Source organism: Moorena sp. SIO3I8 (assembly GCF_010692325.1).
Lineage (GTDB): Bacteria > Cyanobacteriota > Cyanobacteriia > Cyanobacteriales > Coleofasciculaceae > Moorena.
The window spans coordinates 46,717-73,276 of record NZ_JAAHHW010000028.1; the positions used below are offsets into that span (position 1 = coordinate 46,717).

Sequence of the window (26,560 nt, forward strand, 5' to 3'; positions counted from 1 at the left end):
TTCTTATTAATTGTTTATTAAGTAAATATTATATCTTAGCTGCCGCAATAAGTGCTGTAATAATTGTTGAATATTGTACAATTGAAACAATAAACTCTTGAGTTGAAAACTTAACTGATTTCGTAAGAGTTTCTCTTAAATCGACCAATGCCTTAAGGCGCTCATAATCTGCCTTATTAGTTGGTTGTTTTACTATTTCACCAGCGATATGTTCATCAAGTTGTTTAAAGCTAGCATTCAACACGTTGGATAGCTTTATCTGAGCATAAACAGGCAACAGAAATAGCAAAATTCCAAAAGTTATTCCTATGGAAAAAGCAATATCTTTGGGACTTATTAAACCACTCAAAAGTGTTGGCAGCCAGAATAAAAAAGGAAATAATAGCCAAGTAACTGATAAAGATGTAGAATTAATTGAAGAAGAAAGCTGACGACCATAAGAGAATACGTTACCAGGGTTTTCGTCTAACTTACGAAGTATATTTAACAGTTTTTCTTGGGATTTAGAAAGAAGATGACGTGCATTGTGAATCCAAAAAGTTATTATAAAAGCTGAAAATAAAGCATAAAATAACCTAATTACAGGATGATCACCATCAGCAATAATTTTGACAAAAGCATAAACTACAGTCAATATTAAAATAATACCAATAATTAACCAATCAACTACATTTAGCCTACTTAATTTTCTTTCACGAAGTATTCTAGTAACTTGAATTATTGAAAAGGTTATTACAACTAATGTTAGTGTCAGCATTTCTAATAAGAACAAAATTAAACTAGGATTTGGCAGCTTTTTGAGCCAATCTATATCATTAATCCATGGAGGTTCACCAAAAGTAAAATACGTAACAAGTAAAAATATATATGGTAAAGTAACTAATATACAAAAAGTAATCAGAGGTCTTAGAGGATATTTACTATGTCTGAACATATTCAATAACTCAGCTGTTTAAAATTTTTGATAATTAATTAATTAATTAATTATCGTAATTTTTATCAAAAATATTTATTATATTTATTAATTGAAATATAGCCTTATTAAATATTTAGTTATCCCCCAGATTATAATACATAAACATCGTAAAATCTAAGCTACTAATTTAATACAGCGTTCCCATGGTTTGTGAGGTACACCTGAGTCTTAGAAGATAGGGGTTTCATTCCTGAATCTGTACCTCACAGGAGCTAGAAACGCTGTATCACTGACCATTGTTACTGTGCTATGTTTCAGAAGCTTAAACATAGCCAATGAGTTCTTGAGGCGTTGGCTAGATAATACATGTTAGTCATGCACTAGCCTTGCTATTGGTCTTGCTCTACAAAACCAATGGGAGAGACATTTTTTCGAATTACTACTTTCAAAATACTAGTGGGCTAACTATAACATACGCAGTATTGCTATAACTTCAGCCAATTCATTGATATTACTAAGCTATTTGGCTTAGTGTTGAGGTATTATAAGTTATTATTAATTTATTGATTATATTGTCAATGTTTAATTTTCACCAAACTAAGGTCAATATCCTTGACCTTAGTACAGCCACTCAACGCCATCGCTATATCCAATTCATCCCGTAACAATTGCAAGACATGGCGTACTCCCGCAACTCCTGCTACAGCTAATCCCCATAATACCGGACGACCTACCAACACGGCTGATGCACCCAAGGCTAGGGCTTTGAGGACATCAGTTCCTCGACGGATACCTCCATCGATTAATACCGGTAGATGATTTCCCACAGCTGCGACCACTTCAGGTAAGGCATCGATGGATGCGAAAGAGCTTGGGATTTGCTTTGATGACAAACAGCTCAGTTTTTAATTAGTAAAATCAAGATAATATAGACAGTTTATTTAACTAAAATGCTACCTTCTCTTACCAATTCGCTAACTTTACCTGGCATTCTGCAACGAAGATAGCGTGGTTGTACCCCGATAGAGCATGACGTTTCAAAGTCCTCACTTTTGTTTATCCAGCCGCCAACGCATTTCTTTAAGGCAAAAGTATTGGTCCAACATAATCGAACAGACCATCTAGCAGTGATTGGTACACTTCCATTACTAATCGAACCTCTGCTCAGAGAAGAGACTTTGATGTTACTAACCCACTTCTCTTTTGATTCAACATTGAAACTAGGATTAGCAGATATGAAATTATCAAGCTCTTGTCCGAGAGTGCCTGTTTCCGGAAGGCGTACAGAAAATATTCCATTCTCAAAGTTTGCACTACGTCCAGATGCAATCAAAACATCATTGCTTTGACCTATCCCTTCACTGGTCTCCTGACTAGGAGATGTATAGGCAAAGGTTTCCAGTGGTTTGGGAATATCTACTACGGCTAAAGTGGTGATAATGGATGCTAAACCAAGGGTGCTTAATAAGTTCGGTAGTTTCATTAATTTTTCGGCATTTTGAGGATTTTAGTGTTTTGGTAATAGCACCCTATTTATTCTGATCAAAAATTGATATAGCTCTGGATTTATAGCGATGCAGCGCCGCCAAAGGGGGTTTCCCCCATGAGCGACTGCATCAAGAAGCGTTTATCCTCGCTATGAGGTAGGCTTTTAAACCTCAAAGTCCCCCTTGATAAGGGGGACCAACGGGGGATCCCTTTGTACCTCATGGCATAGAGAATTGCTATATTTCAGTTTCCAATAGATAAATCGATTAATATCAAACCTTATATAACTCTTATCATCACCCTGATAAGTGGCGGTAATTTAGTGAGATAGTATCAAAATATTCCCAATAAATAGTAATTTATATAGTGATTTTTCTAATCAAAGATAGCATACCTATTATTTCTATAATGTCAGCCAAGTCATTGATATTACTAAGCCAAATGTATTATTAGTCATTAATTAGTTGGTGACTAGTTATTGGTTAATTACTCTGGTCAATCTTTAATTGTCACCAAACTAAGGTCAATATCCTTGACCTTAGTACAGCCACTCAACGCCATCGCTATATCCAATTCATCCCTTAACAATTGCAAGACATGGCGTACTCCCGCAACTCCTGCTACAGCTAATCCCCATAATACCGGACGACCTACCAACACGGCTGATGCACCCAAGGCTAGGGCTTTGAGCACATCAGTTCCTCGACGGATACCTCCATCGATTAATACCGGTAGATGATTTCCCACAGCTGCGACCACTTCAGGTAAGGCATCGATGGATGCGATCGCACTATCCAATTGCCGACCCCCATGATTCAATTACAGTCAGTCAGTATAGCTAGCTCACCTACTCGATTGCTAGAGATTGGATTCTCTGTTTGTAAGCATCACTGTCTAAGCCATCACCATCATTGGGATCCCAACCTTTTCTGTTGATTATTTCTTTTAGGGTATCAAGGCGTTTTACTGTTTCTGGGTGGGTTCTTAACATTGCAGGTTGATTGGTGGATTTTTTTTCTATGGTTATTAATTTTTGGAGAAATCCAGTCATGCCTGAGGAAGCGTAGCCAGCACCGTGCAACATTTCTAATCCCTTGCGATCCGCTTCATATTCCTGCTGCCTTCCTCGGGGAAGAGAGAAGGCGATATCCTCAAGAAGATTTATAATTGTCCCATACTCGATTTCAGTAAAGTTGTTGTCTTTGATAATCTGGCGCAGCTTCTCTATACTGTGTTTGCTAGTAATGTGAGCTATTTCGTGAGCTATCACTGCAGCTAACTCAGCTTCATTTTCTACCCCTTTCAGCAAGCCAGTATGAACATAAACAAAGCCACCCACCAAGGCAAAGGCATTTATAGTGTTGTCCTTGACTACTTGAAAGGTATAGGGAAAATTGGGGCGATCGCTATAGGGGATTAATCTCTGACCAATGTCTTGGACGTATTCAGTGATTTTGCGATCGCTATAAATCTCCAGCCCTTGATCAACTTCTTGTTGATTCAAACACTTACCCAGCTCTACTTCTTGTTGATCAGAAATGGTGATTAACTGAATTATCTCAATTCCTGCATCACCATCTAACCCACATGAGCCAAATGCTGATGAGGTATTGGGTAACCCTACCCCTAGACCCAGTCCCACAACTACCAGAATCAGCAGGTAAAACCATCGACGATGGGAAGCACGCTTAATCCAAGAGAATGGGTTTAACATAGTCGTCTATTTGAATAATCAAAAATAGGCTTGTAAGTATTCATTATTCAGCTTTCAGCAGTCAGCTTTCAGCAGTCAGCTTTCAGCAGTCAGCGATTTAGTTAGCACATTTTTCATAAGCAGCTTGTCGTAGACCTTGGTAATAAATAGATTCAACACCCAAGGATTTTTCCAAAATTATCTCCCACCTTAAGTTAGTAATAAATTTATCAATTATTGTCTTCCATTCTATATCCTGATCCGGTAAAATTATTCCGTAAAAATCACAACTTAACGGTCGGTCAGGAATTAAGGTAAAATCCTGGAATGTCAGCCCTTGTCTTAAGGCTTCTGCCATTAAAAGCATGCCATCACTGGCAAAAGCATCAATATCCCGTTCGACAACATCTCTCAGAGCCAATTCTCGACCGTTAGAGCCTCTGTAACGAGTGTCTACTATTTCAGCTAATGGGTAGGTACTGGAGATTAAGGGATGTGTATTTGAACCAGGAAGGACACCAATTTTTTTACCAGCTAGGGAAGTTTCAGGATTGAATATACCCTTCATTTCGGGTCTGATTAGAAAATGTGTCCCGGAAAAATAAAAAGCAGTGGAGTAAGTAACTCCTGATAGTGGTGGAGCACTTTTGATCGTATTGGGTCCACAATCTAGATGTACCTTGCCATTGGCTACCATCCCATAACGATTGTTAGGAGAGTCTTCGTCTAGAACAGATGGAATTGGCTCTAACCGAACAGGTCTATTGAGTACTTCACCAAAATAGTTGGCTAGAACATACATTTTAGTCATGCAGTAGCCTTGCAATTTGTCTTGGTCGTCTAGAAAACCAAAGGGAGCGGCATCTTCTCTAATTCCTACTTTTAAAACACCAGTGCGCTTAATTTCTGACAAGACTGTTTCAGCTAAACTGGCTGAGGTAAACGTTAAAGATAAGATAATACTAACGGTGATAGTGGCTAGTTTATTACTCATTTCTTTTTCGGATTTCAGACTAATAATTGCTTGATAAATCGCTCAAAGCTTATCTAACCCTGACGCTAACCTTGATAAGTGCTAGGAATTTAGGGGAATAGTATCAAAGTATTACCAATAAATAATAACCTTTTTTATGAAAATTAACATACGCAGTCTTGCTATAACTTCAGCCAATTGATTGATATTCCTAAGCTATTTGGCTTAGTCATCAGGTATTATAAGCTGTGATTAATTTATTAATCATATAGTCAATCTTTAATTTTCACCAAACTACGGTCAATATCCTTGACCTTAGTACAGCCACTCAACGCCATCGCTATATCCAATTCATCCCGTAACAATTGCAAGACATGGCGTACTCCCGCAACTCCTGCTACAGCTAATCCCCATAATACCGGACGACCTACCAACACCGCTGATGCACCCAAGGCTAAAGCTTTGAGCACATCAGTTCCTCGACGGATACCCCCATCGATTAATACTGGTAGATGATTTCCCACGGCTGCGACCACTTCGGGTAAGGCATCGATGGATGCGATCGCACTATCCAGTTGCCGACCCCCATGATTCGATACAATGATTCCTTTTGCTCCATGGTCCAATGCCTTGAGAGCATCATCTCCTCGCAAAATGCCTTTGACCAACACCGGTAGAGTAGTGATCGATTGTAACCATTCCAGATCCCGCCAGGTCAGTGTTGGATCAATTTGCTGGGCAAAATAGCTCAATAAACCCGATTCTCCTGCAGTTTTGGGAATTTCCAGACCGGTCATTGTCGCTAAATTAGCCAGTTCCATCCCTACCGGTAGAGTAAATTGATTGCGTCGATCCCTTTCTCGACACCCCAACACTGGTGCATCTACGGTCAGACAAAGGGCACTAAAACCAGCTGCCTCCGCCCGTTCCACCAGTCTACGGGTGAGAGTGCGATCGCGATGGACATACAGCTGAAACCATGAGGGATTTTGGATATCGGTCTGTTCCCCCTCTGCCTTTTTGCCTTTCTCCTGTTGTCGATGTTTCCCAGCTAGCGCTACAGCTTCTAACGGTTTGGTGGACATCGTACTCAACACCATGATTGCCCCTACCTCAGCAGCAGCCCTTGCTGTTGCCAATTCACCCTCTGGATTGGCCAGACACTGGAATGCCATCGGAGCAACCAGAATCGGTATGGGCAGAGACTGATCTAGGATTTGTGTGCTTAAATCTCGTTGACTAACATCCACCAACATCCGAGGACGGAGTTTTATCTGTTCAAACGCTGCACGATTGTCTCGCAGTGTTACTTCATCCCAAGCACCACTAGCGTAATAATCCAGTGCCATGGGAGATAGATACTGCGGCGCTAGGGCTTCGTATTCAAATAGATTAATGGGTTGATTCAAGGTTTAAGGTTGGTTGAAGGTTGAAGGTTGGAGGTTGGTTGAAGGTTGGAGGTTGGTTGAAGGTTGGAGGTTGGAGGTTGGAGGTTGGTTGAAGGTTGAAGGTTGGTTGAAGGTTGGAGGTTGGTTGAAGGTTGGAGGTTGGTTGAAGGTTGAAGGTTGAATTCTAAATTCTTAATTCTAAATTCTTAATTCAAAAGGGTAGGTTGACATCTGGCACCCTTGTCAGTAATGCACCTGACCGGCTGTGGGATTAATTTTACAGGCTTTTAGCTCAAGTCCACAAGACAATAAATAAAAATTGCTATAATTTTTATTTGATGCCCAGTTTGAGGTAAACCTTGAAAACTGTTGCTGTCTTTTTTGATGAAGCTGGCACCTTTGCCTACCCATTTACTAAAAAAAAGTATATACGACACATTGCCCAACTTGGTGAAGCAATAGAAGCCTGTGGTGCCAATTTTCGTGTTGTTCGTCACCAATCTTCCTATCTAGGGTCAGGACAATTTTACCAGAGTTGGGAATTACGAGATGGAGAAGTGATAGAAACCGGTCCTGTCAAAGCTGATGTCATTTTCGATAAAGGATTGTTTAGCTCTGATGGAACTATCCCAGTTCTTAACTGTCAGGAAATTAACGAAATTTGCACCAACAAATATAAAACCTTTCAGCTGTTCAGTGACTATTCTCCCCAAACCTATCTTGTTAACAGCCAAGATGAGTTTTTTGATGCACTAAGTATTATACCAGGGCAATATAAAGTTGTCAAGCCAGTAGATGGTCTTGAAGCTAGAAATGTCCACATTGGAGACGATGAGTTCTTAAAGAAGCAGGATTGCCCCTATCCCTTCTTAGTGCAAGAGTTTCTCGATTCACGCTCAGGTATACCCGGTATTGTCAATGGTGTTCATGACTTTCGTGTAGCACTCCTCAACGGGGAAATTATTCACTCTATAGTACGTACTCCAGCTTCAGGAAAATTAGTAGCATCCGTGACTGAAGGAGGCGAGATGCGTGTTGTAGAAATAGAGCTTATCCCTAGCAGTGTCTTAGATCTAGTCGAACAAATTGAAAAACATATGGTACAGTACGGTAACCGGTTTTATGGCATTGATCTTGCCCTAGTTAACGGTCAACCGAAAATCATCGAGCTTAATTCTCGTGTTAGCATTTGGGACAATCAACAACATGAAGTATTCGCTAGCACGAAGAGGAAACTTGCCGAAGTTTTGGTATCACTTTGATACTTGGGTAGGGTGCGTTAGGGACGGGCGATCCCTCATTTTCTCGGTAGCCATTGTTCGGATAGTCCGTCCCGTAACGCACCACTAGCTCAAACAGCAAAAATGAGATGCACCCGTTAGGGACGGGCGATCCCTCATTTTATGCTTCGTCGTCACCGTTGGGACAGCACGCCCGAAAATTGTAACGGGCAAGATGCCCATTCCACCCACCGGGTCAAACAGCTTTTAGGATATGCACCCTTATCAATTCCACCAAATATCTGAATTATACCAAATAATAAATTATGATCGAGTTTGAAAAAATCATCAATTTAACTGTTGATAAACTCCTTAACTATTTGCAGGAAAATCAAAATACTGACACCAAGGTAATAGATTATAAAAACCCTCAAACCCTTAAGGAAAAACTCGATTTAAGCTTACCAGAAAACGGAGTTCCCTTAGCCAAATTAATTCCGATTATTGAATCGTACCTCGACCACAGCGTGCGGACTAGTAGCCACAAATTTTTCAACCAGCTTTGGGGTGGATTTGAGATAACTGGATTATTAGCAGAAATGGTAACTAGTACTGCTAATACTTCTATGTATACCTATGAAGTTGCTCCAGTAGCCACCCTGATCGAGATTAAATTGATTGAGGCTCTCAACGACTTGATCGGCTTTCCTCAAGGTGAGGGGTTGATGGTTACAGGAGGGAGTAATGCTAATCTGGTCGCCATGCTTTGTGCGCGACACAAACTCCTACCCGAAGCCAAAAACAAGGGATTGGGAAATCACCAGCTAGTAGCATTCATATCCGATCAGGCTCACTATTCCTTTTTCAAAGCAGCAAATTTGTTGGGCATGGGCATAGACAATGTAGTCAAAGTCAAATCCGATCATGAGCAGCGCATGTGCCCGCAACAATTAGACGCTGCTATTCAACAAAGCCTAAGGGAAGGAAAAACACCTTTCTTTGTTACAGCTACTGCGGGCACTACCGTTGCCGGTGCATTCGATCCGTTGCCCTCAATTGCAGAAATTACCAGCAAATATGGACTCTGGCTACATGTGGATGGGTCTTGGGGTGCTCCGGTTTTGTTCAGCAACCAGCACAAGCATCTGTTGGAAGGTAGCTCCTTAGCAGATTCTTTTACTTGGGATGCTCACAAACTCATGGGGGTGCCCTTGATTTGTTCAGCTATTCTGGTTAAACAACCAGGGACTTTATTGGAAGCTTGTTCTAGTCAAGGTACTCACTATATCTTCCACGATGACGAAGATAGTGCTTATAATCTGGGAACTATGTCCTTGCAGTGTGGGCGGAAAGTAGATGCTCTTAAGCTGTGGCTAGCCTGGAAATACTACGGCCAAAATGGTTATGAAGCAAGAGTTGACCGCTTATTTGAACTCGCCAGCTACGCGGCAGACTATATTCGCAATTGTGATAATTTAGAATTGATAGTTCAACCAACATTTTTGAATATCTGTTTTCGCTATAATCCCAGGGATAACAGTCTGTCTAATCATGGTTTAGATCAGCTGAATCTGGAGATACGTGATCAATTAATGCGCTCCGGTCAAGCATTAGTCAATTACTCTAACTATCAAGAACAGATTGTAATTCGCTTCATTCTCAGCAATCCAGATATTAACGAAGCAGATCTAGATAGCTTTTTTGCTAACTTTATCAAAATTGGTAATAGTTTATTATAGGGTTTATTGCATTTATTAGGTACGCTTATAAACTTCAAAGTCCCCCTTGATAAGGGGGATTTAGGGGGATCGCTTTGCACCTCATGGGAGAGATAATTGCTATATAGGGTAGTCGTTTCAGCCGATTCACATTAATAGTTGAGAATAACAGGTACCGAAAAGCCATGAAAACAAAAATAAAAAGCTGACGAATCTATGAACGAACGCCAGCCTCTAAATTGTAAAGGTGTAAAAATTAGGTAGAGAATGGGAAAGATAAAATGTCTTATCTCATCCTGCTGTCTTGTTTAAACAAACATTAGTCTAAACAAACATTGGAATCTGTGTGACTAAACTACTGAATACCAAGATAGTACTCCAGATAAGGCGGCGATAAAGATCCATTAACTTGGCTATCCTGACGACCTGGTTACTAAACGGTTAATAGTAATAGCTAAAAATTAAGGTAACAGTAAGTTTTGGTTAAAAATAAATTATCGAAGATGTTTGCCCAAGACAATTCGGTGTAGGGCAAAATTAAGGATTAAGGATGTTCCCCTGATAGCTTTACCGTCGGGTAGGATGAATTATTAATTATCAAGGATGAAGGGTGAAGGGTTCATCCTTCATCCTTCAGATTAGCGATTGTCAAGGTTAAGGACTAAATCAGACTTCAAGGTTACATCTAAATCTGTGTCAGGGTCGATGACAAATACTTCTACGTCTTCCTGACCTCCTGCAAGAAGAAGTTCTGTAACCAAACCGAGTCCAGCACCAGCTAAAACTTCCCAAAATTCAAGCTTACCAAAGATTTCAGAAAGTACAGCCCCGGCAGCTGCACCAATAGCAGCACCTTTGAGCAAATCGGGATCAGTGTTTTTGGTAATAGTTTCAGTTTTGGTGACAACCTCGGAGGTGGCATCAAGGGATAAGGATTGATCACTATCCCTGAGAATCAACTTTTCGGCGACAAACTGAGAACCTCCTTGAACTGGACGCACTTCACCTTCAATCTCACTACCTGCTGGAATTAGGAGGGTTCCTGAAAAGGAGACTACATCTCTAGCTACTATCACCGTTATCGGTAGAGTTTCATTACGAGTGACAATAACTCTCTTGGCGTCGTCGGATTCAACTGGTATTAAAGTCCCAGCAGGAATGATGACTTGGGTAAATTGAGCCAACTGTGGCTCGATGTAGAATCTAGACTGGGCATTAGCTCCAGTAGCTATCAACATTGGTAACGCCACAGTTGAAGTGATCCCCAATGCGGTGAGTAGAGCGATTCTGGACTGCCAACGATGGGAAATAAACATTAAATATATCTTCCTTGAGGATGAGTAGAAGCGATTAATTAGACTAAAAAGAGCATAGTTATGTTTCCCAAGGTGATCATTAATTATGTGATCATCAAAGCAAGCGTACGCTAATTGATCAAAATTCTGACCAGGATACCCCACCTACACCCACCCGACCTTTAAAGCTGCTTGTCACCCCATCACCCCATCACCCCCATCTTCTGCTCCCGGAGCGTTCGCGTAGCGTAGCCCTTCGGGCTAATCGCATCATGTCTGTTTTAGAAGCTAATTTAAAACCTAAAATCTGTAGGATTGAGGTAAGATCAGGTTTTTGAGCCCCATAGAACTAGAATTAGGTCTGGGACTGCTAGAGCCACTGGGAGGTTTCACCATGAGTCTAGGCACATGGATTGGTCTACTTGCCTTTATCCTTTCGTTATACATCCTGTGGCAAATCCGTAAAGTACTGCTGCTGATATTTACTGCTGTGGTACTTGCCAATGCCTTAAATATCTTGGTGGAAAAATTCCGCCGGGTTGGCATCAAACGGCTTTTTGCTGTGCTGCTGTCAATTCTTCTGATGGTTGCTCTAACGGTAGGGTTTTACTGGCTAATTGTTCCACCGTTTGCCGACCAAGTGCTAGAGCTGATTGATCAGGTTCCTAGGGGTATAGAAAAATTAGGTCAGTGGTTGGATGTGTTGTCAGCGCGTCTTCCCCCAGATCTGATTACTTTCCCCGAGATCCAATTAGATTTAGATCAGCTAATTCAACAGCTACAACCGTTACTTAATCAGTTATTGGGTGGTGGATTCTCCATTGCCTTTAACTCTTTGGCTGTCGTAGCCCAAGTTTTGCTGGTATTAGTTTTGACTATAATGCTACTGGCTGACCCCAAGGCTTATCGTCAAAGCTTTATCCGACTTTTCCCATCTTTCTATCGCCGTCGAGTTGATCAAATTTTGACTCTATGTGATCACTCTTTACGGGGGTGGTTAGTAGGCATTCTCGTTAACATTGCTGCCATTTCTGGCTTAAGTTTTGTGGGTTTGGTCATCCTACAAGTGGAACTGGCACTGGCACAGGCGGCTTTGGCAGGTATCTTGACATTTATCCCCAATATTGGCCCTGGATTGAGTGTAGTCCCACCAATTGCGATCGCTCTACTAGATGCACCCTGGAAAGCGATCGCTGTTTTAATTCTCTACATCATTATTCAGCAGGTGGAAAGTAATTTGCTAACTCCCCTGGTCATGAAGCAACAGGTATCCCTGCTACCAGCAGTAACCCTTTTGGCTCAGGTATTTTTCGCGACATTCTTTGGTTTTTTAGGTTTACTGTTAGCTTTACCATTAACCGTAGTTGCTCAGGTTTGGCTAAAAGAAGTTTTAATTAAAGATATCCTCGATCAATGGAAAACTAGTCCGATATCAATCAGAGATACCCAGACCTCTACAGAAACCGTTGCGATCGCATCACCAAATCCTGATTTAGCCAGCCCAACTACATCAAAGGATTCCCAGGATAGCACTGAATCGGACAATCACCCCAAATCCGACAAATCATATCAAATCGAGAAGGAGGAAGAGTAAGCCTTCATAAGCCTTGAGCCGTTACAATCCAAGCTATGGATTTTCACAACTGCCTATGATCACGCTCCCCTGACGGAGGTGAGCTAGGATACCACTGGCAAGTGATATTTTGGAAAACCTTTCTCCCCATTCCCAATCCCTATGCGAACCATTGCTCAAATTAATGACAAAATCGAGGGTAACTGTGCCGTAGTGTGGACAGTCGAAGAATTAAAAGCACGGGTGGCAGACATCGGTGTCACTCAGGCAGCGAAAGAAGTAGACATCATTACTACCGGTACCTTTGAGCAGATGGAGTCTTCCGGAGCAATCATGAATTTGGGACATACTGACCCACCCGTGAAAATACGGAAATGTTGGTTAGATGGAGTTCCAGCTTACACTGGCTTCGGAGCAGTGGATTTGTTTTTGGGAGCAACTCAAGTTGTTGACTACCCAGATAACCGTGAGATTCCAGATATGGACGAACAGAGGCAAAGGGGTGGTGGTGATGTCATTGAAGACCTGATTGCTGGGAAACCCGTCCACCTGCAAGCCCTCGGACAGGTGACAGATTGTTATCCTAGAGGCTCCTTTGAGACCACGATCACTAAGGATAGGATTAATCAGTTTTATTTATTCAATCCCCGCAATCTGTATCAAAACTTCATTGTAGGGGTGAATGGAGGCGATCGCCCCTTGTATACTTATCTGGGTTTGTTGCAGCCCAAACTCTCCAATGCAGTTTACTCTAACCCAGGAGCAATCTCACCCCTAATCAATGATCCGGAACTGAAGCTAGTGGGTATTGGCACGCGGATTTTTATGGGTGGAGGGATTGGCTATATTGCTTGGGAAGGGACCCAACACTTCCCACTGCAAAAACGCCTTCCCAATCAAACACCCATAGGACCAGCAGCAACTCTAGCTTTAATTGGAGATGCCAAGCAAATGAATCCCAAATGGGTACGGGGTTGTTACTTTAAAAATTATGGCCCCTCTCTGATGCTAGGTGTGGGCGTACCAATGCCAGTACTGAATGAAGAAGTAGTGCAACGTTGTGCTGTACAAGATCAAGACATTGTTGCACCAGTGGTAGATTTTGCCATTCCTAGACGGGTGCGTCCAACCTTTGGGTTAGTCAGCTACGCTCAGCTGAAGTCTGGTCGGATCACTATTGATGGTAAATTAGTACGTGTAGCTCCTCTTGCTAGTATTTTCCTCTCCCGCCAAGTTGCTATAGAACTAAAGCAATGGATTGAGAGTGGCAAATTTACCCTAACTGAACCAGTAGCACCAATTCCAATGGACCGCTCATTTCTACCTCAAGACCTATGGGGTTCTCAAATTAGTTTGGATTGATTTAGTCATTGGTCATTTTAAAATTAAAAACTGAAAATTGAAAAGTAATAATTAGCAATTATCAATTAGCAATTACCAATTATCTTTAGCTTACTTGAGCTGTGACATTTGCTCGTCTAACACAGCTAATTTTGAGCGCAGTAGAGGATTGTCCTGTACTGCAAGGATTCGACAAATGCGATCGCGCATTTTTTCGTGGTGCCTGAGCATGGTGTCAGCGTCTGCTTGTAAGCCGTAGTGGCGCTCTTTAATTTGTGTCTCTGGCAAGCAGAAGAATACCCCTCCATCAGTTCGTTGAATACTGCCTTCAAGCAGGTCAAATATTCGTGCGTTGCTAGTGATGGAGCCCTTGGGGTTTTGGCACCCGTATACATGAAGGCTAAAAAAGCAGGATTCTCCGGGGTTGCCCATCTGGTGAATCATATCGTCAGCTACCGCCTTTACCTCTTCTGACCTAAAGTCCAACCGCTTCAGGGTTTGTAGCACTCCATCTGTTAAGGTATACACGTAGTGTTCCGCCTCGCCAAAGCACTGTACTGCTCCCCATTGGGCTACGCCGTGGTCATGAATCGTGCTGTAGTCTCCTGGAGCCCAAGACATCACCATAATTTCAAAGGAATCGCACTCGTACAGTAGCTTTCGACCGTAGCTTTCGGTGATGGGATGATCAAAGTCAGCCCATCTAATCAAGTCTTCCGGTGAGATGCGTGCATCCAAAATGCACTGACGAGCAATTTTCGGTACCAATACCGACTGACTTTCGATATTACTAATTAAGCGCTGGATACTCTCGGGAAGACTTTGGTCGGATACAGAAGTCGAGTTTGCCTGAATAATCTGAATCATTTTTCCATCCTCTAATTTTTGAAAAAACTTGATTCCTATGAAAATGGAGACTTAAAAATTGAAAATTGACAAAATCGGATTAACCATCCTAGAATGGATTAACCGAACTTGATAGTATTACTAGGTGAAGAAATGGTGTTAGGGTAATGGTGTTAGAGTTTACTATTCAAAGCCTAATCCCTAATACTTAATCCCTCATGCCTAGATTTACCTAACTAATAATTACTCACTGGTTGACTTTACTGTATAAACCTTAAAGCTCTAGGCTGAGAGAAAGCTGATAAATTCCTCACTATCCTCTGAAAAAGATTGAGAAATATCTCAGCTTATTTTTATTTAGGACACATGATGATTATTCCTCATATCATCAAAGATTTCTTCAAGCTATAGCAAGCCCCATTGAAACGAGAAAGAAATCCCTGCACCTCTTCGACCTCCTTCCCATCTTCCCATCTCCCCACATCTTCCCATCTTCCCATCCGTTAAATCCGCTCGAACTATCGGTTGCAAGCTCCTCCCATGTTCAAAAATAAAACACAGAGTGTTATAATTCAGGACGGTAAGGTAGGATATGGGACAAAACAAGCTGCATAATAACCATGTCGTGCCAGCGTCCCTTGAAAAACCCAATTTCTTTTTGAACACCTACAACCTCAAATCCAAATCGCTTGTGAAAATCAATACTCCCTTGATTGCAGGCAAGAATTTTAGCAACGACATGATGATAGCAAAACCCCTCAACTTTCTTGAGCAATGCTGTTTGTAAAATACTGCCGTAACCCTTACCAGTTTCCGCTAAAGAAAAATAAATCGACATCTCGCAGCAAACACGGTAGCCTAAGCGAGGGCTATAGCGCTTGATGACACCCCACCCAATAACACAGCTTTCTCGTTCTGCAACCAGTATGGTTTCGCGATCGCCAAACTTATTCGCGAGTACTTTCATGTCCTCAGCGGTATAAAATTGGCAATCCATCGTACTGTTGCCTGCAGCGATAGACTCGTTATAAATAGATGCAATTGCTTGAAAATCAGTATTTTTATATTGCCTTACCAGAATGTTGGGAGGCTCTGGTAAATCTGCACAGAAATTCTCTTTTTTAGTTGACATTTTTCTGCACTTATTTTTTTTGCCCTAATTATTTCCTCGCTCTCAATTATAATTTAGAGAACTAAACACTCCTAATCTTCAACCAAACACAACTATAGCTTTTTTCTCGGCTTTCGAGAAAACTCAATCATCCAGGTGAACAATCGCTCCATTATCGATTGGTTAGTTAACAGTTCTAATCTAGCAAAGCCACCAATATTTCCTCCATTGATTTCGCTAATGCACCAGTTACCCTCATCATTCATCAAAAAGTCATATCCCAAGGTATGTATACCCCGACAGCGATAGTGTTCAAAGGTGGCGTCAATTGCTTCTTTTTCTTCAGAGCTGATATCTGATAAAAAACATTCTCCATCTACGCTGACATTATGCACCCAATGACCACTTTTCGAGCGGCGGATATAGGCACCGTAAATTTCACCATCTACCACAACAATCCGCTTGTCTCCCGCATCAACTCGCTGCAAGTATTGCACAAATTGTAGTGGTTTGCCTGTGGAACCTTTTAGATAATTCATCACCTCGGAAAAGTTAGTAAACTCCCTGGTCCGTGAAAACGGATTGTCCACTAAAAAATGACCATTATGATACCAAATTTTAAAAACTCCTCTACCACCACAACTATTATATCGCTTAGCCACAATAACTTGGTGCTTTTCAAAAAAAGTCAATGCTTCCATCCAGCTATCGGTTACTACCATGTCTGGTGTAAATTTACTAGCTACCTTGAGGAGGAATTCTTGCTGAATTTGCTCATGAATTCCCGTAGGACTATTGACAAATTTTACAAAAGGCTCCCACAATCTTAGTCTATCTAGATATCCTTCAGGAAAAGGCTTTAAGGTGCGACAAAATACCAAGTCAAACTCCTCTAGCGATCGCCAATCCCGGACTTGTGAATCTAATTCGAGAAAGGTAGTGTAAGGTAGTATTCCCTTCACCGGAGCTACCTGAATCAATTTAGTATTTGCTCCTTGGGTGAAGACGCCCTCAGTAGGGATGTGGAAGAATTCAAATCGTTCGTCGAGGGCTAGCCGTTGGTAAAAGATGGGTATGTCCAGTAACGGACTAGAGTATCGAGAAGGATTGCAAATGGAAAGTAATTTCATCTTACATTACTTCTTATATTACTTCTTACTTTCATTAAATTACAAGCTGATTAAACTATACCGATTGCTAAGTCTTTTCTACTCCTTTGATGGCAATTATCATACTGATGAGGTACACCGATTTTTGTCCCACTCCCTACTCCCTACTCCCTACTCCCTACTCCCTACTCCCTACTCCCTACTCCCTACCCACTCCTAGTAACTACCTCAGTGAATTTAGAACTGCTATCTACTTACATAGAAGATGCAGAACTTTCTCCTCTAGCTGCAATTTCCTTTATCGGTTGGGGCTGTTGTTTACTAAAGTTAGTTATCGACACTCCAATCATGATCACAATAAATGCTATTACTTGCATCAGTGAAGGGCGTTCTCCATTGAGAATTAGCGCATAAACTATCCCAAATACGGGGGATAATACAGTCCACTTACCTACCGTCTTCGAGTCTAACTTTTCCAGGGCAGCGTACCATAGAAATTGGGTAATCACGATGATAATTAGCGCATAGATACTCATCACCATCCAAAGCTGACCTGAAAAGACATCTCCAAAATGAGACGGGCCAAATAAATAACTAGCGATCGAGAAAAATATTACAGCTGATATAAAGTTACGGCTGAAGACAATTACCGACAAACTGTTGTGTTTAGAAAGGGTCAACTTGCCGATAATCGAAGTAACTGCATACAAAAACGTTGATGCCAGGATTAAAAGGTCTCCCTGATTGATTTGATAATTACTGCTTGTGAAAACAATAGCAACAATACCGACGCCAATCATAGAAAAGCCAATCCATTCCCATTTCAGAATACGCTTGCCAAAGAAAATTGCTCCTGCCAGAGCATAGAGCACCGGACCAAATCGCCCCAATAAGACCGCATTGGTGACAGTAGTGTGTTGTAGTCCCAGGAAAATCAGTGCAGACAGTAAGGCTGCTAAACAACCATTAATAAACAGTCCCAGAAGCAGCTTTACATTCAACTTTCTGAGTTCATTTAGAATAGGAATCGCTCCAAAAAAAGCCACCACTGCCAAAGAGGCACAGAGATTGCCAACAAACAGAACGTTACAAAACGATATTGGTGTTTCCTTCCCACCACTGAGCATACTAGCGTTGGCAATTAGGAAAGCAATTACCGAGGGTCGCAATGCTGCCAGGGCCCGGGAGACAACTAGCAGCAATTTGGGATTAAGGTTATTGATACTATTAGCAATCATTTCCGTTATTCAGGAAGAGTGGTGTATCCTTTCCTAGTAAAGCATTAGTCCAGAATGAGTAAATTAATGATTAGGTAACACCTAAAAGGGAGGGGATAGGGATACCTAAATCTATCCTTTTCTGTTAATACATAGATCAGATAATTTGTCAAATCCTAGTGGGAAATCCTAGGAGTGTGGGTAATTCCGTTACCCATCCGTTGCCCATCATCCCCAGGTTTACTGAGTCACCAGCTCATAACTTTCCGGGTCAGCCTTGAGAACAAACATATCCCCATATTGAACTACTTCCCCAGTGATGCGGATCGGGTCAGCTACCTTATCCAAAATCCGGGAGTTAATCGCCTGGTTTTGCCGATCTACTAGGAGCAGATAAAGATTATCCCCCTGCTGATTGTGTACTAAGAACACCGGAGGAACACCACCACTGATGCAGCGAATGGCACAGGAGCGATGGGTTTTAGTTTGTCCTGGTTTCATCACCCCCGGGTAGCATTTACTGTCTAAAATCTCTCCTAAGAGGGAGAACTCACCCAGAGATTTACCCGCATTCGGTTTCACTGCTGCCGAAGGAGGGTCAATTGCCTCTGCAGAGCGAGCTGCTATCACCGTAAGGTTGTTGCGATAAACTGGACTACCGGTTAGCTTGACCCATTTTCCCACTTGATCCAAGACGCTGGACTTGGGTGAGCTTTTTCCCGGACCCGTGAGCAAGTAGCGAGAGTAGGGGGCTTGAGAGGAGGTATCCCCTGGACGGGGTACCAGCAAGTGAGGAACAGGTTGTCCTAACAGCAACCCTTCAAACTCTTGAGCCTTATTGACCTTTCCAGAATTAAACTGGTAATGAATTAAGGGGAAGACAGCCCCTAGAATCAGAATCACCAGGGCTAAGACCGGAATCAATATTAACAAAAACCGTTTGATGCCGGTCGGCACCTTACCATAACCGATATAAAATTCATCGGTGTTTTGACCTTCGCTGTTGGTAGTCACCTCTGTTCCTCCATAGCAATTACAGCAGGACTAACGCTGGTACCAGGAAGGTTCGGTATAGTTTTCACCAAAATGCGATCGCCTTCTAACTTAATATCAAACGTAGGGATTTTTTCTGTAAAGGGTGGGGGGGAAGCACCATTTTCTGGTAGATACTGGTAGCCGTGCCATGGACAGGTGATGCAGCCATCCACAATTTTTCCCTCCCCTAGAGGGCCATTCTGATGCTGACAGACGTTGGAAACCGCAGAAATCTTACCGTCATACTTAAAAATTGCCACCCGCTCGCCTCCGAGAGTGACTATCTTAGCTCGATTTTCCGGGATTTCTGCGATGCTGCCCGCATCCACAAATTCTTCGTTTCCTGTAACAAGATCCTGATTGTCCCGCCCGAACTCCCGAATCCCTGCTGCCAAATGCACTCCCACAATCCACACTAGTCCAACACCAACAGCAAGGGTCAGAACTGGATGCTTGTTAGTTTGCAGTGCTCCTAGCAGGACATGACCTGTCAGTAGTCCGTAGGCAAGATAAACGCTCATATGTAAACCTTTCCAAACCGGAGCCGTTAGGTTAGCCAGCCAGAAATCGTGGCTAGTGGCTGCCATTAGGAACAAGATCACCAGGGGAACAAATCCCAAAACCTGGAAGGGAAAGCGAATAAAGGTAAAATAGTTAGTATTGCTCAGAAACAGACTAACCAAAGGTTCGAGATTGCCGAAGTCGTGGTACCATTGCAGGCCAAGGCGGGTGTGCTGGAGGGCTAAGAAGAACATCGTAACCCCCATATGACGCCGATTGTAGAGCAGGGGATAGAATTTTGGGCTCAGGCGAGTTAGCGGACCAATGGATAAGATGACGTGGAGCAGGATGAAAGCAGCTGAGCCAAAAGCGCGAATCCTGACTCCCCTGATGTCGATGTTGCTATCGAACCACTGGGTAACATTGATGAAAAGTACAATATAAAGGATAACTAGGCTCAGAAGGATAGCATCGTAAATAAACTTCTGGCGGTTCCACAGAACAGCTTTATAGGCAACACTCATTGTTTTACTAAAGGTTAATTGCTATTGCTATAGCGGTTTTTAAGCTAGTAAGGTACAATTTTTTGGCTTTTAGGGAGCAGGGAGCAGGGAGCAGGGAGCAGTAAAGTCGGAAGAGGAAAGAGGTAAAAAGTTTTGTGTACCTCATTAGGCTAAAAACCGCTATATTGATCATTATTCATTGGTAATTATTCATTATTAACTATCAGTAAAATTTCGTTTATTTACTAAGCACTAATAACGATAAACTGTAGTCAGTTTTGCTCGCAATGGTAGAGCTGCAATAAGCTTCTGTTGCCCCTGGCTGTAGATCAGCAAATGTCCCGCTTTACCTCGCACACTGCCAGGAAGCAAAAATTGTTTACGAGATAACCCTGCCAGATTGCCTAGCAGTATAGAGCGATCGCTAATTTCTGTGGGGGCTTCCTTAGTAGCTTCCCAATACAGCAAGGGGTCAGGAACTTGGAGCAAAGAATCAGACTTCAATTCCATGACCAGTTTGCCTTGGTAATTGACAAAGGTTTCAACATGAAACCGAAATGTTCCATCCTCAAGTTTAGTTGAGCCAATTTCTTTTCTGGGTTGGGTTTGTGTCACGAACCCTGCCTGTGTAAATAATTTATTGGTAGCTACATCCACTGGTTCGTAACTAGGACGCAGTAAAATCCCTGCCAAGAAGCACACTGGTAGGACAACTGCTAGTACCACAAAGGAATAAAAGTGAGTTTTACGGCGAGCGAGAATCATAGCATTTCCCTTTCAGGTCAGTCGTTTGGCCGATATACGGTGAGCATTGCGTTCAGTCGGAAGAGTTTTTCCTCTCAACAGGCGAGTGGCAAACATCGGCCAGAAGGCAGTCACACCGGGAATGATCATAATGCGAAAGCCGATCGCCCATCCATGGACATTGGGATCAACCCGTTGCACCCCAAAGATGACGAAAGGAACCGCAAAAATCAAACCAGCGACCAGGTAAACGCGGAACAGTTTTATGATCCACTCGACCATAGCAATGGTGAGGCTTTCCATTTTTCTACTCTTGAGGAGTGATGGATATGATTCAGTTTATACCAAGCTATGACAATGGGTATCTGTTTCTTATTTAAGATTAGGTAATACTGGAGAATCTGTCTGCCTGAAAAAATCGTATGTTTGTGACACTCCCACCTGGGAAGCCTCTCAAGGTTTGTTGAGATAAAGGGCGCTCACTATTGCCTTGAAGCAAGTCCCGAAAAAATCAGGCAAAAGCAAGCCAAAAGGCAATCTTGACGATTAAGAAAGGATGAGCTAGCAGCCAAACCCAACACCCAAGCCGAGTAGCTAATCAAAAGCTGACTGCATGTAGTGTTGTAGAATCAGCTTATACCCTGCCACCAATACCGGTTGAGCTAGCTCAACGATCGGAAATTCGATCTCTTGATCTGTGGTTGTAGACTGTAAAGGTTGCTTCAGGCACTGGCAACGGACAAGAGCAACATCAAATCGGCACGGTAAATTAGCTAAATCTGGATGTTCTGACAGAAATAACTCAGCTGTACGCCGGAGTTTAGCTTGCTTTTGTGGTGTAATTGCTAGGATACCATCAGCATCCCAATTCCCTCGACTGCGAGTTTTAACCTCGACAAAAGCCAATCCCACCAGGTTTCCTTTGGCAATTAGGTCAATCTCTCCCCATCGACAGCGCCAGCTATGGTTTAGGATGACCCAGCCTTGGCTTTGTAACCACCTAGCGACTAACTTCTCTCCTAGTTGCCCAACCTTAGCCATACTATCATCATTTTAAAGTCAATTGTATCACTGGTATCTTGATTATGATACTTGTAATCGTTATTAACATTCTGCTCTCCCTCTTGTGTCTATACATTGCTTGCCAAGTGTGGCGATTGGGACAGTGGCTTTCATCTATCGCTAATCGCTTGGAAAGGCTTGAACGCCGTATCTATAACAATTTATATAGTGCTCCCAAGGCAATTGTTCTTGGGCAAGTAGGTATTCATGGTTTGAGAGAGCAGTATCAAAAATTACAGCTTCAGCTACACACACTCAAGCAAATTTTTCTACTGTTGGGTATGCTTCAAAAATTTGGAGGATTTAGGTGGCGCTTTAGTTATAAACCTACTAGCAAGAACAGCTTAGTGCCTCGAGAGCGATCGCACTAGTATCGGGTTATGACTAGTATCGGGTTGTAGTATTCCCAGCATAGCCCTCACCAAGCCCAAGGGGCAACTTAGATCAGTCTCACCGTACCTGTCGTGAGAAACCCTACACTCTTAGCCTACTAACTACTGATCAATTATCAAGCTACTTGTAGGATAATAAACCAAAACCATTTACTATTAAAGTTTTATCCATCCCATTTATCTAAAACTGTTGTAGGAAAACAAATCAAAAGATGTCAAAAAAAAGTGCTGGAGCATTTATCGGTGGCATGCTATTGGGTAGTGCCGTAGGAACAGTCGTAGGGTTACTAATTGCCCCCCGTACTGGTCGCGATACACGCAAGCTCTTGAAAAAATCGGCGGATGCCTTACCCGAATTAGCCGAAGATCTTTCTAGCAGTGTGCAACTACAGGCAGATCGCCTTTCCGATTCCACACTGCGTAACTGGGATGATACCCTAGCTCGACTAAAGGTAGCGATCGCAGCAGGTCTTGAAGCTTCTGTGGCTGAAAAAGCTTCTGTGGCTGAAAGCGTAGAGCCAATAAAGTCCGAGTCGGAAGTTGCCGCAGAGTCCAACTCGTCCGCTAATCAACATTAGCTTTAGGCATCCCGGACGGGGGGTAAGAAGGTCTACTTCTTGTTTTGGTGTTGCCGATTGGCCAGATGTCATGGGTTTTTTCTTACTTCCCCTTCTTCCGCTTCTTCCCCCTCTTCCCCTTATCCATAAATTATCTCCCTACAAGGACAACGCCCTGTTTTTGTGTGGGCTAGCCGACTCGCGAAGATCGGAAATGGAAAAATTTATCATAATGCTGCAAGTATTAGCCAATAATATCACTAAACCTTGTCAAATACGTTGTCAAATGTCACGAAAACTGATAGCATACAATTGATTAAAGTTTGGGCGAGCTTAATGGTGTTTTCTCAAGGGTGTTTTATCAAGACTTCACGCTGGCTAGTCAGTTAAGTTGACTTAAGCTTAATTACTGAAGGCGAGGGTTGTGTGACAGTTAGCAAAAGTGTCAACTAATATTACAAAATCTACAACTAATTGGTAGATTAGAGCCATGGCACTTGTAGCCGACCTAAGGCGGTCGAACTTACGGGACTCTCGAGGAACACTTTAAGGAAGTACGCAGACCATGGGACGATCAAATGTGAAAAAACGCCAGGTGGAACCAGATTGTTTGACACCGAAAGCTGGCTTAGCCTTGGACGACGACAAGCAAGACAAGCAGTTACTATCTGCTATTGCCGAGTCAGTAGTAGCAAACAATTTGACGATATCGCCAGGCAAATCGCATACATGCACTCCCTCTTCCCGGAAGCGGAAATCATCAAAGATATCGGCTGTTGACTCAACTACAAGCGAAAAGGTCTTAGAGCCATATTGGAACGACTTATGCGCTGTGATCAGCTCACGATTGTTGTTGCCTGTAGAGACCGACTTACCCGATTTGGGTTTGAACTCTTTGAATACTTGGTCAGTCTCAACGGTGGAAAAATCTTGGTTCTCGACCAGCCTGAAAGTTGTCCGGAATCGGAACTTACCGCAGATATTATCTCCATTATTCACGTCTTCTCAAGCCGTGTCCACGGACTCCGAAAATACGGCCAAAAAATCCAAGAAGATTCGAGTGTTCCTAAACCCTGAACAGCGCTCAATGATTCGTCAGTGGTTTGGGGTTTCCCGTTATGTTTTCAATAAAACCGTCAAAATACTTGAAAATGGCGAAGTAAAAGCTAACTGGTTTGCCATTAAGACTGATATATTAAATGACCTTCCCGACTGGTGCAAGGCAGTACCTTATCAAATCAAATCAATAGCGATTAAGGATGCTTGCACCGCCGTTAGGGAGGCCAAGAAAAAATACAATTTGACTGGGCAGTTTAATCGGGTTAGATTTAGGTCTCGCAAGAATCCCGTTCAATCTTGCTACATCCCTAAGTCGGCTGTTTCGGCTCAAGGAATTTACCACACAAAGTTAGGTGAATTAACTTTTACTGAAACACTCCCCGAGAACATCTGTGATTGTCGATTAACTAGCACCAATGGGGATTATTACCTAGTAGTCCCTTACAAAACAGCTCACCTTAAGACCGAAAGCCAAGGTAGAGTAGTTGCTTTGGATCCTGGTGTTAGGACTTTTTTGACATTTTTTAGCGAGACTTCCGTTGGAAAAATTGGCCATGGCGACTTTTCTAGGATTCAAAGACTTTGTCAACATCTAGATAATCTGATCTCAAAAATCAGTAAGGCTAAAGGCAAGGGAAAATATCGAATGAGAAAAGCTGCCAGGCGGATAATAATCAAAATCCAAAACTTTATCAACGAGTTACATCACAAGGCTGCCAGATTCCTAGTTGACAACTTTGACGTAATATTGCTTCCAACATTTGAGACGTCTCAGATGTCCAAAAAGCCGAATCGGAAACTTAGATCTAAAACGGTTCGTAATATGCTCTCTTTTGCTCATTATCGGTTTAAAGAGTTCCTTAAGCATAAAGCAAGCGAAAATGGGAAAGTTGTTGTTGATGTCTGCGAAGCTTATACCAGCAAGACCGTCAGCTGGACTGGTGAATTAATCAATATTGGTGGCAGTAAAATCATCAAATCAAAAATCGATGGCCAGATGATGGATAGAGACATCAATGGTGCTCGTGGAATTTTTCTGCGGGCTTTGGTAGATACACCCTGGCTGAGCAATCAGCTTGCATTGGCGAGCCAGAATTTGCTTTTGGTAGATTCTGGTAGCTAAAAAGTATCGGCTTGAACAAAAAAGTTGTAAACTCCGATTTTCCATTGCTAGTTACCGAATCATAGCATAGATTAACCTGTATAATAAATCAACGGTCATCACCCCTCTCCCCCATAGACGGGGCTTCCCAACATCCTAGGATTTTTTGTGATTGATCCTCTATTTTGGCTCGGGCTGTCCTTTCTGCTCGTAGCAGTTAGTTTAACCGCTGTTTTGGTAACATTATTGCCTGCTGTACAAGAGTTAGCGCGGGCAGCTCATAGTGTGGAAAAATTAGCTGATACCCTAAATCGGGAATTACCACCGACCCTAGAAGCCATTAGGCTGACAGGGTTAGAAATCAGCGACTTGACCGATGATCTTAATCAAGGAGTCAAAAGTGCTGGTCACGTGGTTCAACAGGTTGACCACAGTATCAGCAGTGCTAAAAACCAAGCCCAAAAAGTCAAAGAGAATACTCGTAATGTGGTTAAGGGTGTCAAAGCTGCCTGGAAAACTTGGAGGGGTACCTCACCACAATCTTCTAGGTCAATGGATTCCCTACCATCATCTCACAGAAAAGCTCTAGAACTTCTTGAGACTGATGAACGCTCATCACAAGTTAATCAGCATTGGCAAGGAAGAAATAACTCTAACCATAAAGAGGTCAATAAGGCTACTCGTGAAACCTCTAATGACGGAATCCATGATAATTCCATCCATGATAATTCTTTTTAACGAAGGCAATACCAAGACTCGAACCTGAAGACTATACAGAATAAATAAATAATAAATGTAATGCCACCCTTGAGTTTATAAACTCAAGGGTGGCATTATCCCGTTTTTGTTAATGTTTGGTTAATGGATGAGAAATATAGTTAGTCGGTAATTGGTAACTGGTAAACAAAAGCAGATAAAAGTATAGCAATCCTATTAAATTAAAACATGCAGAAAAATCAGTCCGACTCTCGGTAGATTCTTCCCCATCTTCCCTAACTTCGGTCATCTTGCCAATCTTACAACTGGTCAGATTAGGAAAGAAATTCAAGTCTACTGCTGACATCACTCACAGATACATCGTGTAATACTGCAATCAAATCATTCTTAAAATATAAAGCTGTGCTACCGGGTAACCCATTATCAGCGTCAACCAAATCATATTGATCCGCTACACCATAGAGCTGAATGATGTCTTTAGATTCTAAGTCATAAATCTCTGCATAATCATTGTCGCCCTTACCCTGGTAGAAAGCGCGATGATCATCTCCTAGGATAAAAGTATCTGACCAAGCTCCACCAACAAGAACATCAATTTCACCATTACCTCGGGAACCATTTCCAACTCCATTGAGGGTGTCATTACCGGAACCTCCAATCAAAGAGTCGTTACCAGAGCCACCCTTAAGGAAGTCATGGTGCTGCCCACCGTCGAGGAGGTCATCACCCAAACCTCCGATCAAATAGTCGTTGCCAGAGCCACCCTCAAGACTATCATGGTTCCGGCCACCGTCGAGGAGGTCATCACCCGAACCTCCGATCAAATAGTTATTCCCAGAGCTACCTTTTAAGGTATCATGGTCACTCCCGCCATCAAGACTGTCATTACCCGAAGCTCCAATCAAATAGTCGTTACCAGAGCCACCCTCAAGGCTGTCATTTCCCTGGTCTCCTCTAAGGTAGTCATTGCCAGAGCCACCTTTGAGGGTGTCATTTCCCA

At 42.4% G+C, this 26,560-nt stretch carries 28 protein-coding genes; 9 read left to right on the forward strand and 19 right to left on the reverse strand.

Annotated elements, in window-relative coordinates; translation table 11 throughout:
* Positions 1–28: 28 nt before the first annotated feature.
* The 7 genes from F6K51_RS13680 to F6K51_RS13710 all read right to left on the reverse strand — a co-directional run bounded on the left by F6K51_RS13680 (position 29) and on the right by F6K51_RS13710 (position 6,479).
* Positions 29–934, reverse strand: coding sequence for a hypothetical protein (locus F6K51_RS13680; protein ID WP_293021031.1), 906 nt, complete (start codon positions 932–934; stop codon positions 29–31).
* 557 nt (positions 935–1,491) lie between these two features.
* Positions 1,492–1,809 (reverse strand): alpha-hydroxy acid oxidase, encoded by a 318-nt coding sequence (locus F6K51_RS13685; RefSeq protein ID WP_293021032.1) that lies wholly within the window; start codon positions 1,807–1,809, stop codon positions 1,492–1,494.
* Between the two features lie 44 nt (positions 1,810–1,853).
* Positions 1,854–2,399 carry a hypothetical protein gene (locus tag F6K51_RS13690; protein WP_293021033.1) on the reverse strand — a complete coding sequence of 182 codons (546 nt, stop codon included), beginning with the start codon at positions 2,397–2,399 and terminating at the stop codon, positions 1,854–1,856.
* A 500-nt stretch (positions 2,400–2,899) separates the two neighbouring features.
* Entirely contained in the window at positions 2,900–3,223 is a 324-nt protein-coding gene (locus tag F6K51_RS13695) for an alpha-hydroxy acid oxidase (RefSeq protein ID WP_293021034.1), read from the reverse strand.
* A 28-nt stretch (positions 3,224–3,251) separates the two neighbouring features.
* Entirely contained in the window at positions 3,252–4,118 is an 867-nt protein-coding gene (locus F6K51_RS13700) for a M48 family metallopeptidase (protein ID WP_293021035.1), read from the reverse strand.
* 97 nt (positions 4,119–4,215) lie between these two features.
* A complete protein-coding gene (locus F6K51_RS13705; protein WP_293021037.1) occupies positions 4,216–5,091 on the reverse strand; it encodes a transporter substrate-binding domain-containing protein in 876 nt (291 codons plus the stop codon).
* Positions 5,092–5,342: 251 nt separating this feature from the next.
* Positions 5,343–6,479 carry an alpha-hydroxy acid oxidase gene (locus F6K51_RS13710; protein WP_293021038.1) on the reverse strand — a complete coding sequence of 379 codons (1,137 nt, stop codon included), beginning with the start codon at positions 6,477–6,479 and terminating at the stop codon, positions 5,343–5,345.
* A 338-nt stretch (positions 6,480–6,817) separates the two neighbouring features.
* Between F6K51_RS13710 and F6K51_RS13715 the strand changes: the two genes are divergently transcribed.
* Complete coding sequence (locus F6K51_RS13715; RefSeq protein WP_293021039.1) at positions 6,818–7,720, forward strand: ATP-grasp domain-containing protein; 903 nt, start codon at positions 6,818–6,820, stop codon at positions 7,718–7,720.
* Between the two features lie 284 nt (positions 7,721–8,004).
* A complete protein-coding gene (locus F6K51_RS13720; protein WP_293021041.1) occupies positions 8,005–9,417 on the forward strand; it encodes an aspartate aminotransferase family protein in 1,413 nt (470 codons plus the stop codon).
* 617 nt (positions 9,418–10,034) lie between these two features.
* Here the strand turns inward: F6K51_RS13720 and F6K51_RS13725 are convergent.
* Positions 10,035–10,712: a hypothetical protein gene (locus F6K51_RS13725; protein ID WP_293021042.1), complete on the reverse strand. Its 678-nt coding sequence runs from the start codon at positions 10,710–10,712 to the stop codon at positions 10,035–10,037.
* A gap of 373 nt (positions 10,713–11,085) precedes the next feature.
* Here F6K51_RS13725 and F6K51_RS13730 point away from each other — a divergent pair, with 373 nt between their 5' ends.
* On the forward strand, positions 11,086–12,285 hold the full coding sequence (locus tag F6K51_RS13730; protein WP_293021044.1) for an AI-2E family transporter: 1,200 nt from the start codon (positions 11,086–11,088) through the stop codon (positions 12,283–12,285).
* Positions 12,286–12,426: 141 nt separating this feature from the next.
* Positions 12,427–13,626, forward strand: a complete 1,200-nt coding sequence (locus F6K51_RS13735) for a homocysteine biosynthesis protein (RefSeq protein ID WP_293021046.1) — start codon at positions 12,427–12,429, stop codon at positions 13,624–13,626.
* A gap of 90 nt (positions 13,627–13,716) precedes the next feature.
* On the opposite strand, the gene F6K51_RS13740 is transcribed toward F6K51_RS13735, so the two are convergent.
* From F6K51_RS13740 to F6K51_RS13750, 3 genes are all read right to left on the reverse strand, one after another.
* Positions 13,717–14,472, reverse strand: a complete 756-nt coding sequence (locus tag F6K51_RS13740) for a cysteine dioxygenase family protein (RefSeq protein WP_293021048.1) — start codon at positions 14,470–14,472, stop codon at positions 13,717–13,719.
* 544 nt (positions 14,473–15,016) lie between these two features.
* Positions 15,017–15,583 carry a GNAT family N-acetyltransferase gene (locus F6K51_RS13745; protein WP_293021050.1) on the reverse strand — a complete coding sequence of 189 codons (567 nt, stop codon included), beginning with the start codon at positions 15,581–15,583 and terminating at the stop codon, positions 15,017–15,019.
* A 92-nt stretch (positions 15,584–15,675) separates the two neighbouring features.
* On the reverse strand, positions 15,676–16,692 hold the full coding sequence (locus tag F6K51_RS13750; RefSeq protein ID WP_293021052.1) for a hypothetical protein: 1,017 nt from the start codon (positions 16,690–16,692) through the stop codon (positions 15,676–15,678).
* Between F6K51_RS13750 and F6K51_RS13755 the strand changes: the two genes are divergently transcribed.
* Positions 16,676–16,891, forward strand: coding sequence for a hypothetical protein (locus F6K51_RS13755; RefSeq protein ID WP_293021053.1), 216 nt, complete (start codon positions 16,676–16,678; stop codon positions 16,889–16,891). The genes F6K51_RS13750 and F6K51_RS13755 overlap by 17 nt on opposite strands.
* A gap of 34 nt (positions 16,892–16,925) precedes the next feature.
* Here the strand turns inward: F6K51_RS13755 and F6K51_RS13760 are convergent, their stop codons facing one another.
* The 7 genes from F6K51_RS13760 to F6K51_RS13790 all read right to left on the reverse strand — a co-directional run bounded on the left by F6K51_RS13760 (position 16,926) and on the right by F6K51_RS13790 (position 21,712).
* Entirely contained in the window at positions 16,926–17,909 is a 984-nt protein-coding gene (locus F6K51_RS13760; RefSeq protein WP_293021054.1) for a DMT family transporter, read from the reverse strand.
* A 219-nt stretch (positions 17,910–18,128) separates the two neighbouring features.
* Positions 18,129–18,902 carry a hypothetical protein gene (locus F6K51_RS13765; protein ID WP_293021055.1) on the reverse strand — a complete coding sequence of 258 codons (774 nt, stop codon included), beginning with the start codon at positions 18,900–18,902 and terminating at the stop codon, positions 18,129–18,131.
* Positions 18,899–19,948 (reverse strand): Rieske 2Fe-2S domain-containing protein, encoded by a 1,050-nt coding sequence (locus F6K51_RS13770; RefSeq protein WP_293021057.1) that lies wholly within the window; start codon positions 19,946–19,948, stop codon positions 18,899–18,901. Before F6K51_RS13770 ends, F6K51_RS13765 begins: the two co-directional genes overlap by 4 nt.
* A gap of 7 nt (positions 19,949–19,955) precedes the next feature.
* On the reverse strand, positions 19,956–20,093 hold the full coding sequence (locus tag F6K51_RS13775) for a hypothetical protein (protein ID WP_293021059.1): 138 nt from the start codon (positions 20,091–20,093) through the stop codon (positions 19,956–19,958).
* An 86-nt stretch (positions 20,094–20,179) separates the two neighbouring features.
* Positions 20,180–20,692 carry a hypothetical protein gene (locus F6K51_RS13780; RefSeq protein WP_293021061.1) on the reverse strand — a complete coding sequence of 171 codons (513 nt, stop codon included), beginning with the start codon at positions 20,690–20,692 and terminating at the stop codon, positions 20,180–20,182.
* 12 nt (positions 20,693–20,704) lie between these two features.
* Complete coding sequence (locus F6K51_RS13785) at positions 20,705–20,974, reverse strand: hypothetical protein (protein ID WP_293021063.1); 270 nt, start codon at positions 20,972–20,974, stop codon at positions 20,705–20,707.
* Positions 20,975–21,265: 291 nt separating this feature from the next.
* Positions 21,266–21,712: a YraN family protein gene (locus tag F6K51_RS13790; RefSeq protein WP_293021064.1), complete on the reverse strand. Its 447-nt coding sequence runs from the start codon at positions 21,710–21,712 to the stop codon at positions 21,266–21,268.
* A 44-nt stretch (positions 21,713–21,756) separates the two neighbouring features.
* Between F6K51_RS13790 and F6K51_RS13795 the strand changes: the two genes are divergently transcribed.
* The 4 genes from F6K51_RS13795 to F6K51_RS13810 all read left to right on the forward strand — a co-directional run bounded on the left by F6K51_RS13795 (position 21,757) and on the right by F6K51_RS13810 (position 25,581).
* Positions 21,757–22,104, forward strand: coding sequence for a hypothetical protein (locus F6K51_RS13795; RefSeq protein WP_293021065.1), 348 nt, complete (start codon positions 21,757–21,759; stop codon positions 22,102–22,104).
* Positions 22,105–22,337: 233 nt separating this feature from the next.
* Complete coding sequence (locus F6K51_RS13800; RefSeq protein ID WP_075902592.1) at positions 22,338–22,703, forward strand: YtxH domain-containing protein; 366 nt, start codon at positions 22,338–22,340, stop codon at positions 22,701–22,703.
* Between the two features lie 544 nt (positions 22,704–23,247).
* Positions 23,248–24,864 (forward strand): transposase, encoded by a 1,617-nt coding sequence (locus F6K51_RS13805; protein WP_364303894.1) that lies wholly within the window; start codon positions 23,248–23,250, stop codon positions 24,862–24,864.
* Positions 24,865–25,011: 147 nt separating this feature from the next.
* Positions 25,012–25,581, forward strand: a complete 570-nt coding sequence (locus tag F6K51_RS13810; RefSeq protein ID WP_293021066.1) for a DUF948 domain-containing protein — start codon at positions 25,012–25,014, stop codon at positions 25,579–25,581.
* 293 nt (positions 25,582–25,874) lie between these two features.
* On the opposite strand, the gene F6K51_RS13815 is transcribed toward F6K51_RS13810, so the two are convergent.
* Positions 25,875–26,560, reverse strand: a 686-nt coding sequence (locus F6K51_RS13815; RefSeq protein ID WP_293021068.1) for a calcium-binding protein, incomplete at its 5' end; no start/stop codon positions are given.

Coding starts and splice junctions, on each gene's coding strand:
- F6K51_RS13770 (WP_293021057.1), bottom strand. CDS start 19,948: ATGAGTGTTGCCTATAAAGCTGTTCTGTGGAACCGCCAGAAGTTTATT.
- F6K51_RS13795 (WP_293021065.1), top strand. CDS start 21,757: ATGATACTTGTAATCGTTATTAACATTCTGCTCTCCCTCTTGTGTCTA.
- F6K51_RS13755 (WP_293021053.1), top strand. CDS start 16,676: ATGGAAAGTAATTTCATCTTACATTACTTCTTATATTACTTCTTACTT.
- F6K51_RS13745 (WP_293021050.1), bottom strand. CDS start 15,583: ATGTCAACTAAAAAAGAGAATTTCTGTGCAGATTTACCAGAGCCTCCC.
- F6K51_RS13705 (WP_293021037.1), bottom strand. CDS start 5,091: ATGAGTAATAAACTAGCCACTATCACCGTTAGTATTATCTTATCTTTA.
- F6K51_RS13780 (WP_293021061.1), bottom strand. CDS start 20,692: ATGATTCTCGCTCGCCGTAAAACTCACTTTTATTCCTTTGTGGTACTA.
- F6K51_RS13760 (WP_293021054.1), bottom strand. CDS start 17,909: ATGATTGCTAATAGTATCAATAACCTTAATCCCAAATTGCTGCTAGTT.
- F6K51_RS13680 (WP_293021031.1), bottom strand. CDS start 934: ATGTTCAGACATAGTAAATATCCTCTAAGACCTCTGATTACTTTTTGT.
- F6K51_RS13690 (WP_293021033.1), bottom strand. CDS start 2,399: ATGAAACTACCGAACTTATTAAGCACCCTTGGTTTAGCATCCATTATC.
- F6K51_RS13720 (WP_293021041.1), top strand. CDS start 8,005: ATGATCGAGTTTGAAAAAATCATCAATTTAACTGTTGATAAACTCCTT.
- F6K51_RS13775 (WP_293021059.1), bottom strand. CDS start 20,093: ATGAGGTACACAAAACTTTTTACCTCTTTCCTCTTCCGACTTTACTGC.
- F6K51_RS13805 (WP_364303894.1), top strand. CDS start 23,248: ATGGGACGATCAAATGTGAAAAAACGCCAGGTGGAACCAGATTGTTTG.
- F6K51_RS13785 (WP_293021063.1), bottom strand. CDS start 20,974: ATGGAAAGCCTCACCATTGCTATGGTCGAGTGGATCATAAAACTGTTC.
- F6K51_RS13800 (WP_075902592.1), top strand. CDS start 22,338: ATGTCAAAAAAAAGTGCTGGAGCATTTATCGGTGGCATGCTATTGGGT.
- F6K51_RS13740 (WP_293021048.1), bottom strand. CDS start 14,472: ATGATTCAGATTATTCAGGCAAACTCGACTTCTGTATCCGACCAAAGT.
- F6K51_RS13750 (WP_293021052.1), bottom strand. CDS start 16,692: ATGAAATTACTTTCCATTTGCAATCCTTCTCGATACTCTAGTCCGTTA.
- F6K51_RS13725 (WP_293021042.1), bottom strand. CDS start 10,712: ATGTTTATTTCCCATCGTTGGCAGTCCAGAATCGCTCTACTCACCGCA.
- F6K51_RS13790 (WP_293021064.1), bottom strand. CDS start 21,712: ATGGCTAAGGTTGGGCAACTAGGAGAGAAGTTAGTCGCTAGGTGGTTA.
- F6K51_RS13700 (WP_293021035.1), bottom strand. CDS start 4,118: ATGTTAAACCCATTCTCTTGGATTAAGCGTGCTTCCCATCGTCGATGG.
- F6K51_RS13730 (WP_293021044.1), top strand. CDS start 11,086: ATGAGTCTAGGCACATGGATTGGTCTACTTGCCTTTATCCTTTCGTTA.
- F6K51_RS13735 (WP_293021046.1), top strand. CDS start 12,427: ATGCGAACCATTGCTCAAATTAATGACAAAATCGAGGGTAACTGTGCC.